This is a genomic window from Halanaerobium sp. DL-01 (genome assembly GCF_003338615.1).
GTDB lineage: Bacteria > Bacillota > Halanaerobiia > Halanaerobiales > Halanaerobiaceae > QPJE01.
Window position 1 is genome coordinate 1 of sequence record NZ_QPJN01000049.1, and the last position, 10,382, is coordinate 10,382.

Consider the following 10,382-nt stretch of genomic DNA (forward strand, 5'->3'; position numbering starts at 1 on the left):
TCCAGTTCTAATACATCTGTCGGGCAAAAGTCCACACATATGCCGCAGCTTTTGCACCATGCCTGATTGATCTCAATCTTTGCTTTGTTTTTGCTTTTACTCATAATTTAGCTCCTTTTCTAATTATTATTCAGCACTTTTTTTCTGAAAGTCTTAATAATCAACCCAAAGAGAGGTGTTGACTGCAGTGCAGAAAATAGTGCAAGTGCAAGTAAAATTGCAGAAATTGGACTTCTCAAAAAAATCATCCAGGATCCTCTACTCATTAAAAGTGACTGGTTTAAGCTTGTATCAAACATATGACCTAAAATAAGACCTATTACCATTGGAGCAGTCGGCATATCTATTTTGTTCATAAAATAGCCGAGTATTCCAAAAATGAACATCAATATAACATCAAAAAAACTATTATTGATTGCAAAAGAACCAACTACAGCCAGTACTACAATTAATGGCGCAATAACTTTATTATCTATTTTAGTTACATATATTGTTGCTCTTGTAAACATTAAGCCAATTATAAACATAAATATATTAGCAAAAAATAGCCCCCATATTAATGTATATGTTACATCAGCATGTTCTGTCATCAGAGTTGGTCCGGGTAAAATGCCGTGTACCATAAGTCCACCTATTAAAACAGCAGTAGATGAACTACCCGGTATACCAAGTGTTAGTGTTGGTATCAGGGCACCACCAACAACAGCATTATTAGCTGCCTCTGCTGAGGCAATACCTTCCGGCCTCCCCTGGCCAAATCCTGTTTTATCTTTTGCCCACCTCTTTGCTTCATTATAGGCAAACCAGCAGGCAGTGTCTCCACCAGTGCCAGGGATTAAACCAGTAATTACTCCTATTCCAGAAGATCTCAAAATTGTAACAATCAATTTTTTAAATTCTTTAAAAGTTGGTAGCATTTTATCTTCAATCGGATTAATTTCTCCGCTATTCATTGCAGACTTCTGTTCTATTAAATGTATTGCCTGTGGGATAGAAAACAAGCCAATAAGTGCTACAACAAAAGGAATCCCAGAAAACAAGTACATATTACCAAAAGTAAATCTCGGTGTACCAGTTGTTGGATCCATACCAATTAAGGCTAACAGTAACCCAATGGAACCAGATAAAAGTCCTAAAACCGTTGAACCTCTAACAAGAGAACCAATGATAGTCATTCCCAGTACAGCTACCGCAAATAGCTCAACAGGCCCAAATTCCAGTGCCAGTTTTCCCAAAAGTGGTGCAATAGTCAAAAGTACAAGTGCACTTATCATACCACCAATAAATGAAGAAGTTAATGATATACCAAAAGCTTTACCAGGATAACCTTTTTGAGCCATCGGATAACCATCCATAATTGTAGCTGCCGCAGCCGGTGTACCTGGTGTTTTTAAAAGTATAGCTGCAATTGATCCTCCATACATGGCTCCCATATATAGTGATGCGAGCATGCTGATACCTGAAGCAGGATCAAGTCCAAAAGTTAAAGGCAGCAGTATTGCAATAGCCATTGTAGCAGATAATCCCGGCATTGAACCAACAAATAAACCGATACTTGTGCCGAGAGCAATCAAAAGTAAATTAAAAGGCTGTATTACATTGGTAAGTCCAAATAAAATATTATCCATTATCATTTCAATTTATACCTCCTACGAAAGAATCCCCATCGGTATCGGCAAATTTAAAAATTTAACAAAAACTAAATAAACAAATAAATTAAATCCTACAGTTATAAGAATAGTATTTCTTAAACTTGTTGATTTTAAATACATAAATGAGGCTATTATAAAAACTGGTGTAACTATAAAATAACCAAGAGTTTTTAAAGTGAAAACATAAATTCCTATCATAACTGCAAATATAAACGCTTTTAAATAATCAATTTCTCCTACAGCATCTGTAAATTCAGAATCAATTTTTTTCTTTTTTTTCTTTTTAGGCTTATCCTTATTAACAAATTTCAAAATTTGCTCCACCAGCATTAAAATAGTGAAAAATACAATTATATAAATCAAAATAACAGGAAATCTTTTAGCCATACTGGGTAATTTACCGGTTCTACTGTAAAAAACTCCAGCCATTGTTAAAACCACAGCAGCAGTTAAAAAATATTTCCATAATGCTTTAAACAATTTCACGCCAATTGTCACCTTCCTTTTAAGAAAATAGAAGGGATTTTTAAAAATCCCTTCTATTTTTATGTCTTAAATGCCTTTATTTATATTCAATATTTAATGCAGCTTTATTTAATTTTGGTACTGATCTTTAACGTTTTCCCAGATTTCACCATAAATTTCAGACTGAGTCTGTAAGTATTCCCAATATTCATCACCTGTTTTAATATCAAGATTCATAGCTCTATCTGCTGCAGCCTTCTGGAACTCAGGATCTTTGGCCATTTCTTCTACAGCTGCTATTAATGTATTTACTGCTTCTTCTGGCATACCCTTAGGTCCACTGATACCACGTGAAGAACCTGCAACAACATTATATCCTAATTCTTTCATTGTAGGAACATCTGGCAGTGCGTCCAATCTTTTTTCAGAATAAACAGCAAGTGCTTTTAAGTTACCTTCTTTAACCTGTGGATATGTGATACCTACGTTATTACTGCTTGCATCAATTTTTCCACCCATAGCTGCCTGCCATGAAGGTCCATCACCTGTGAAGGGAATAAGCTGAAAGTCAAGTCCTGTTTCTCTTTCCAGAATTAGCATCGAGAAAAAGTCATCTCCACCAACACCAGAATGGCCAACAGTAACTTCTCCAGGATTCTCTTCAGCATATGCCATTAATTCTTCCATTGTATCAAATGAACTATCTGCTGGTACAACCATAATACCAGGGTCTGTTACTATATTTGCAATAGGATCAAACATATCAATATGATATACTATTTCTTCATTCATAATATAGTTAGTCATAAGCATTGGAGTGTTTGTTACACTGATTGTATATCCATCATTAGGAGTATCATAAGCCAGTTGAGTCCAGGCAATTGCTCCTGTAGCACCAGGCTTATACTCATTAACAAAACTTGTATCTAAAATATCCTGTAGAAATGGTTCAATTAACTGTGCAAGTGCATCACTACCTCCACCAGGACTGAAACCCATAAGCATCTTAATTGGCTTTTCTGGATAAGCCGCCAGGGACAAACTGGAAATCACAAAAACCATGATTAATACCATTACTAAAATTCTCGATTTCTTTAACATAAAATGAAACCCCCTTGAATTTTTTAGTGCTTTGTTCTACAACATCCAGCTGATATAATTTCACAACCACCTCCTTCTAACTTATTACCTTATATTAATTATATTTTATATTTTTTAAACATAAAAAATTATAACACTATATATAACTGCAGAATGAAGCTTGTATAAGCTGAATTTTATATAAAATACTCATAATAGTAATCTCCTTTTTCATTATTGTCTGAAAATTCATTAAATTATTCGCTCATACACTCAATAAAAATATATATTATTTCTTTGTCAAATGTTTTGCCAAACAAAAGGACGGCAATTAAAATAATTGATTACTTATTAGAATATTTTATCTTATACTAATATAATAGAATATTTTGACGAAGAATGCCTTTCATATATTGTTCAATAGTAAATAATCATGCATATATTGTTGTATAAGTTTAAAAAAATAAAGGATTATCTAATTTTTTTGCGAATTCTTACAATAATAATTTTATTTTAGAAAGGAAAGATACATAATATGAAGAAAAAAAAGATATTTATTTTTGCTCTACATGTTCTAATGATAACACAGACTTACTTTTTTCTGCCATTAATTCCAATTTATGCTAAAGAATTTGGTATAACGCAATTTTTAATCGGCCAAATTATATTTTTTTACAACCTCCCCAGTGGATTTACCAAAATTTATATTGGTTTTCTAATTGACAAAATAGGAAGTAAAAATGTGCTTATATTATCAAATATTATATTTATAATTGGAGTAATATTTTATTTTTTTCCGGGGAGTTTTTTCATATTATGTACCGCTCAATTTTTAACAGGAATAAGCAGAGCTGCTTTCATGGCCAGTACAGCCTTTTATTTTTCCGAAATGGATGCAGAAGAGCGCGGGAAAAATCTGGGAATTAGAACTGCAGGAATTGGAATGGGATTTTTTATTGGCCCAGTTTTAGGAGGTTTAGCAAGTGACCTCTGGGGGTATTATGCTCTTTTTATTATACTGTTAATATCATTTCTTTTAAATGCTTTTCTTCTAAAAAATCTGCCTGAAATAAAGTTAGTTGGGCAACAAAAGTCTTTAAAACCAGAGAAAAACAGCAGCTTTATTGAAGATACTAAAATTCTGCTTAAAAATCCAGAATACCTTATAGTTATATTGAGTGGATTTACCATTTCTGCAATTATGATTTTGACAGATAATTATCTACCTCTTTATCTTAATGAAATAAGTCTTTCTATGAGGGCTGTTGGATTTATATTAAGTGTTAAAGGTCTATCTCAGATAATATTTGGGGGTATTATGGGCAGCCTATCTGATAAATATGGAAGAATGGTTTTTGTCTATGGAGGAGTAATAATTCCTGCCGTATCCATTATGCTGCTTCCTTTTTTAACAAATTTTTATCTTCTTATTCTGTTTGTTTTTTTAATATCTATTGGCTTTACGGTTTTGAACCCAATCTTAAATGCACTTGCAGCTGAAACTGTAAAACCGGAGAAAAGGGGCTTTTCCATAGGCATCTGGCAGTCCAGTGTAAGTTTTGCAACCACTATATTTGCTCTTTTATTTGGCTATATGTACAGTGTTTTGAATTTGAAATTTATTTTCATTCTTGCCAGTTCGTTTCTTTTATTATGCCTTATTGGTGTCATTATTTTGCGGTACAAATTTGCGCTCGGCAGGAATAGTAAAATTACAGGAAGTGAGTTCTTATGACCAGTGATATTGATCACAGTAAATCTGATTTTAGTTTACTTATAGAGGATTTTATTATTTCTCACAGAAAAAAGCCAGTAGTTTTAAGAGGAGACAAACATTACCATAATGCATACGAGCTTCTGCTGACAAACAGCGGCTGTGGAAGATTTTTTATAAAAAATAGGAATTATAAAATTCAGGACAAAACTATTTTTATAATTGACGAATCAGAAATCCACAGACCAAAAATATCTGAAAAAAACCCTAGTTTCGATAGATTTATCATTCATATAAAAGAAAATTTTCTAAAAAGTTATTTTAACAATATTGAAAGTGATTTTAATCCACTGTATATTTTTAACAAAAATATTAAATCTTTAAAATTAAACAACTCTCAATACAACAAATTAAAATATATTACAGAAAAATTAATTTTCGAATCAACCAAAAAACAGCCTGGATATCAGTCAATTATTCATGCCTATCTTTTAGAAATGTTTGTTATAATTTTTAGACTTACAGAAAAAAATAATTTTCCTGAACAAAAAGTGGATTCTTCCAACCAAAAACTCCACCAAATAATTGAATATATCAATAATAATTATAAAAGAGGTCTTACTCTAAAAGATATTGCTCAAAATTTATATATCAGCAAATACTATTTGAGCCACTTTTTTAAAAAGAAAACTGGATTTACAGTCATAGAATTTATCAACAGCAGACGTATAATTGAAGCACAAAAAATGCTGACCAGCACAAATTTAAATATCACTGATATTGCAATGAATGTTGGTTTCAATACTTTAAATCATTTTGAAAGAACGTTTAAAACTATTAATGGTATTACACCAACACAATACAGAAATATTAACAGCAATAATTTTTAGAGCAGTTAAACTGCTCTTTTTTTTGAACAAATTTAAAAAATAATCCATCTAATTTACAAATTACAAATATATTATTTATATTAACAAATATTTATACTTGATTTATAATAAAATTTATTATATAATTAAGTAGGTTTATTTTTACCTATTTTTCAATTTATTTATATTAATAGAAGGGAGTAGATATTAATGTTTAATCAAAAAGGAAAGATTTTCGTTATGCTCAGTCTTTTAACTGTCTTTAGTCTTTTTGTTTCCGGAAGTGTTATGGCCCAAACAAAATTTTTATCCATAGCTACAGGAGGAACTTCCGGTACTTATTACCCAATTGGTGGTGCAATTGCAAAGGTACTGAATGAAAACATAGAAAATGTAAATGCTTCTGCTCAGTCTACAGGTGCCTCTGTTACAAACAGCAGATTAATTTATAATCAGGAAGTTGAACTTGCCATACTGCAGAATGATATAGCCAGTTATGCGGTTAATGGCCAGAATCAATTTGAAGGAAATACTGTTAAAAATATGACAGGTATTACCGCACTATATCCCGAAGTTATACAGATTGTAGTTCGAGCAGATGCAGGTATAGAAAAAATATCTGATCTAAAAGGAAAAAAAGTAGCGGTTGGAGCTCCCGGCAGTGGTGCTGAGGCTAATGCCAGCCAAATTCTAAACTTTTTTGGATTGAGTTATGATGATATCGAAGAAGATTACTTATCATTTGGAGAAGCTGCAAGCCGTCTTAAAGACAGGCAGATAGATGCTGCTTTTTTAACAGCAGGTATACCCACTGCAGCAGTTATGGATGTTGCAGCCACCCAGAAAATCTCTTTACTAAATTTTAGTAAAGCAGATATAAAAGCTTTAAACGGCAAATATCCATATCTTACTGGTGTAACAGTTCCTGCAGGTACTTATAATGGTTTAAATAAAGATGTTACTACTGTTGCTTTAAAAGCAATTTTAGTTGCAGATTCTGATCTTTCAGAAGAACTTGTTTATAATATTACTAAAGCTATTTTCGAAAATCGCGATACACTTATCAATGCACATGACAGAGCAAAAGATATTAAACTTGAAAATGCTAAAGATGGTATGACAGTTAAACTTCATCCTGGTGCAGAAAAATACTTTAATGAAGTTGAATAATTATCTTTATAATTTTGAAGTTGATTTATGGAATTTTAGTGACTATTTTAATTAAGCTGAATAAGTAATTTTTGAGTTGGAAGGGAGGTGACCGGGTTTTCTATACCCGGTCATAATCCATTATGAAAAAATATTTTACAGCACTTATGATTATAATTTCTTTTATTTTATTGCTATATTTCAATTCCACTGTTTTAACTTTAAAAATTTATGATCTGGACAAGAATAATCTAATTTTTTCTGAACCAGTAAAAAATACAGATTCTTTTACAATTAAATATAATCATTCTGTAGCAAGAACACCTGTTTTTGAAATTTTTATAATTCAAAATGAAAAAATATATCTAAAAAAAACCATATATCAATCGTATGGTGCCGGCTTACCTTTTTTGAATAAAAACGATTATAAATTAAAAAATGATAAATTTATTATAGATAATATTGATCAGCAATTACCAGAAATTTTGCTTAGAGTAAGCAGTTATGCTGAACATAAATTTATATATGCAGATAATACTTATAAACTCTATAGTTTATCTGAAGATGAAAATCTCTTAAAAATATATCTTGAAAGAGAAAAGGTCTTTTCAAAAATTCTGGAGGAGATAAAAAATGTCTGAAAAACCACCATTAAAAGAAAATGAACTTTTGAAAGATTTTGATCCAACTGCTGATTATAGAAATTTCAGAGGTAAAGCAGCATTAATAATTACCATTATAGCTGTTTCTCTCTCTCTATTCCACCTCTATACTGCGGGATTTGGAATATTACTGGCTTTAAAACAGAGATCCGTACATTTAGGATTTATATTTACACTTATTTTTCTGCTTTATCCACCAGTAAAAGGGAAAAAAAATAATAAAATATTCCTGTTTTTTGATATCATTATGGCCGGACTCAGTATTGTTATATCTTCATATATATTTATAAACTATCAGGAATTAGTACGAAGAGCCGGTATGTTTACACAGCTTGATTATATTATGGCAATTACTGCAATAATTGTTGTACTGGAAGGAACCAGAAGAGTGATCGGGCCAGAACTGCCAGTTATATCTGTTCTCTTTTTGGCATATGCTCATTATGGTCCTCAGATGCCTGGCATGCTGGCACACAGAGGATATTCCTGGTCCAGAATTGCCAGCCATATGTACTTTACAACTGAAGGTATCTTTGGCATACCACTTGGAGTATCTGCAACATATATTTTTCTGTTTTTACTGTTAGGTTCTTTTGCTAAAAGGACTGGTTTAGGAGATCTCTTTATAGATCTGGCCATGGCATTAACCGGTAAAACTACCGGAGGCCCGGCAAAAGCTGCTGTTATTTCCAGTGGTTTTATGGGCTCTATTTCTGGAAGTTCAGTTGCCAACACAGTAACAACAGGTTCTTTTACAATCCCATTAATGAAAAGAGTAGGCTATAAGCCGAGATTTGCTGCTGCAGTAGAAGCTGCTGCTTCAACCGGTGGACAAATAATGCCGCCAATAATGGGAGCCGCCGCCTTTATTATGTCAGAATTTATTGGAGTACCATATGCCAACATAGCCAAAGCAGCAATTTTACCTGCAATTTTATATTATTTTTCTGTTGGTTTAATGGTCCATTTTGAGGCCAAAAAATTGGGTTTAAAAGGTATGAATAAAAATCAAATTCCAAAATTATTAAATGTCTTAAAAAATAGAGGCCATATGATTCTTCCTCTGGTAATAATATTTTATTATCTTTTTAAAGGTTATACCCCATTAAGGGCAGCATATATAGGAATACTTGTCTCTTTTGCTCTTTCTTTTTTGAAAAAAGATACAAGAATGAACCTTAAAGATCTTATAGATACATTAAAAGAAGGAGCCATTTCTGCTCTCGGGGTTGCAGCTGCATGTGCCAGTGTAGGGTTTATAGTAGGTTCTACAACTTTAACCGGTCTGGGACTTAAATTCACCACAATAACAGTTTCACTTGCGCATGGTAATTTATTCTTAGCTTTATTTTTTACTATGGTAGCCTGTACAATTTTAGGAACGGGTCTACCGACAACTGCAACTTATATAGTTCTGGCCACTATGGCCGCCCCTGCTTTAACTGAACTCGGTGTTCCTATACTTGCAGCACATCTTTTTGTTCTCTATTTTGGAGTTGTTGCTGATCTGACACCTCCAGCTGCACTTGCAGCCTATGCAGGAGCAGGAATTGCAGAATCCAATCCGCTTAAAACAGGATTTACAGCAGTAAAACTAGCCTTCGCAGGCTTTGTTGTTCCATTTATTTTTGCATATTCCCCCTCTTTACTTCTAATAAATACCAATCTGGTAGGAGTAATAATTATTACAATGAGTTCTCTTATTGGAGTATTTGCACTTTCTGCTGGGGTTTTAGGCTATCTAAAAAGGAGAACAACAATTATTGAACAGCTTCTGCTCGGAATAAGTGCTGTTGGCCTGTTATTTCCAGGCTGGGAATCCGATCTTTTCGGCATTACTATATTATCAATTGTCATTTTTATGCAGTTTACAACTGATAACACAACTTCTGAAATATTAGGGGAAAATTAAATATATAAAATAAGAAAACTCCGCCTAAATATTTTTAATATCTATCAGGCGGAGTTTATGATTCCAAATTAAAAAGTTTATGTTATTCTAATACAGAATTGGGGACAAACAGGACTGCAATATCCACAGAGTATACATTTTTCGTGATCCACTGTAACCTTATCATCAACAATGGAAAGTGCATAATTAGGACAGGTTTCTATGCATTTCAAACATTTTATACACAGCTTATTCAATATAGTAAGCTTTTTCTTCTCTTTTTCTATTTTCATATCCTCGGTTATTTTTTCACCGGCAAATATTTTTAGATTTAAATCCACTTCTTCTTTTGCAACCATTCCAACTGCAATAGAATCTATAAACTCTTTATTTAAAACAAATTCAAAGGCCTCATTTATATCATCAATCAAATTACCTCCCGCAAGAGGCTTCATTGCATAAACAGCTTTGCCAGAATCGTGTGCATACTTCAATGCTGAGCTCATATCTTCTCTGCTTCCATCTACTATTCCTCTGCCTGTTATATTATAAATTGCAAAAACAACATCAATATTCTCATTTTCTGCTGCCCTTTTTACAACTTCAACATAGTGGGTGGCAATTCCAATATTTTTTATTTTACCCTTTACTTTCAGATCAATCAGTGCACGCAGAGCTTCTTTTCTTTTAGAAAAAGGCTCTGACTCTCTGGCAGCATGGATATGAAATATGTCGAAATATTAAATTCCTAATTTTGTTAAGCCATTCTCGACATGCTCTACTACCTCCTCATACGTCTCAGCATGTGATAGAAGTTATAGTCTGCTAGCAAACCTCGTGGGCTTGCCCCGAGAAAATAGCAGACGGTTTTGAATTTCAATTATTATGTTTAGCTAATAA

The 10,382-nt window shown here is 32.6% G+C and carries 10 protein-coding genes; 5 read left to right on the top strand and 5 right to left on the bottom strand.

All coding sequences use genetic code 11. The features are described 5' to 3' along the window. The 4 genes from DER71_RS12580 to DER71_RS11215 form a co-directional block, all read right to left on the bottom strand. On the bottom strand, window positions 1–104 hold a 104-nt coding region (locus DER71_RS12580; protein WP_199505659.1), incomplete at its 3' end, for a ferredoxin family protein. A gap of 15 nt (window positions 105–119) precedes the next feature. Further along, the gene (locus DER71_RS11205; protein ID WP_199505556.1) at window positions 120–1,634 is read right to left on the bottom strand and encodes a tripartite tricarboxylate transporter permease; all 1,515 of its coding nucleotides are present in this window, start codon (window positions 1,632–1,634) and stop codon (window positions 120–122) included. 15 nt (window positions 1,635–1,649) lie between these two features. Beyond that, window positions 1,650–2,138: a tripartite tricarboxylate transporter TctB family protein gene (locus tag DER71_RS11210; protein WP_114457792.1), complete on the bottom strand. Its 489-nt coding sequence runs from the start codon at window positions 2,136–2,138 to the stop codon at window positions 1,650–1,652. A gap of 108 nt (window positions 2,139–2,246) precedes the next feature. Further along, complete coding sequence (locus DER71_RS11215) at window positions 2,247–3,218, bottom strand: tripartite tricarboxylate transporter substrate binding protein (protein WP_114457793.1); 972 nt, start codon at window positions 3,216–3,218, stop codon at window positions 2,247–2,249. Between the two features lie 514 nt (window positions 3,219–3,732). On the opposite strand from DER71_RS11215, the gene DER71_RS11220 reads away from it, so the two are divergent. The 5 genes from DER71_RS11220 (at window position 3,733) to DER71_RS11240 (ending at window position 9,503) form a co-directional block, all read left to right on the top strand. After that, window positions 3,733–4,932, top strand: coding sequence for an MFS transporter (locus DER71_RS11220; RefSeq protein WP_114474640.1), 1,200 nt, complete (start codon window positions 3,733–3,735; stop codon window positions 4,930–4,932). After that, window positions 4,929–5,801: an AraC family transcriptional regulator gene (locus DER71_RS11225; RefSeq protein WP_114474641.1), complete on the top strand. Its 873-nt coding sequence runs from the start codon at window positions 4,929–4,931 to the stop codon at window positions 5,799–5,801. Before DER71_RS11220 ends, DER71_RS11225 begins: the two co-directional genes overlap by 4 nt. 189 nt (window positions 5,802–5,990) lie before the next feature. Continuing rightward, window positions 5,991–6,950, top strand: coding sequence for a TAXI family TRAP transporter solute-binding subunit (locus tag DER71_RS11230; protein ID WP_114474642.1), 960 nt, complete (start codon window positions 5,991–5,993; stop codon window positions 6,948–6,950). 122 nt (window positions 6,951–7,072) lie between these two features. Next, on the top strand, window positions 7,073–7,570 hold the full coding sequence (locus tag DER71_RS11235) for a DUF1850 domain-containing protein (RefSeq protein ID WP_114457797.1): 498 nt from the start codon (window positions 7,073–7,075) through the stop codon (window positions 7,568–7,570). Beyond that, entirely contained in the window at window positions 7,563–9,503 is a 1,941-nt protein-coding gene (locus DER71_RS11240; protein WP_114474643.1) for a TRAP transporter permease, read from the top strand. Before DER71_RS11235 ends, DER71_RS11240 begins: the two co-directional genes overlap by 8 nt. 77 nt (window positions 9,504–9,580) lie before the next feature. Here the strand turns inward: DER71_RS11240 and DER71_RS11245 are convergent, their stop codons facing one another. Further along, window positions 9,581–10,213 carry an aldo/keto reductase gene (locus DER71_RS11245; protein ID WP_255416569.1) on the bottom strand — a complete coding sequence of 211 codons (633 nt, stop codon included), beginning with the start codon at window positions 10,211–10,213 and terminating at the stop codon, window positions 9,581–9,583. Window positions 10,214–10,382 lie beyond the last annotated feature (169 nt).

Coding starts and splice junctions, on each gene's coding strand:
- DER71_RS11205 (WP_199505556.1), bottom strand. CDS start 1,634: ATGATAATGGATAATATTTTATTTGGACTTACCAATGTAATACAGCCT.
- DER71_RS11215 (WP_114457793.1), bottom strand. CDS start 3,218: ATGTTAAAGAAATCGAGAATTTTAGTAATGGTATTAATCATGGTTTTT.
- DER71_RS11220 (WP_114474640.1), top strand. CDS start 3,733: ATGAAGAAAAAAAAGATATTTATTTTTGCTCTACATGTTCTAATGATA.
- DER71_RS11225 (WP_114474641.1), top strand. CDS start 4,929: ATGACCAGTGATATTGATCACAGTAAATCTGATTTTAGTTTACTTATA.
- DER71_RS11230 (WP_114474642.1), top strand. CDS start 5,991: ATGTTTAATCAAAAAGGAAAGATTTTCGTTATGCTCAGTCTTTTAACT.
- DER71_RS11235 (WP_114457797.1), top strand. CDS start 7,073: ATGAAAAAATATTTTACAGCACTTATGATTATAATTTCTTTTATTTTA.
- DER71_RS11240 (WP_114474643.1), top strand. CDS start 7,563: ATGTCTGAAAAACCACCATTAAAAGAAAATGAACTTTTGAAAGATTTT.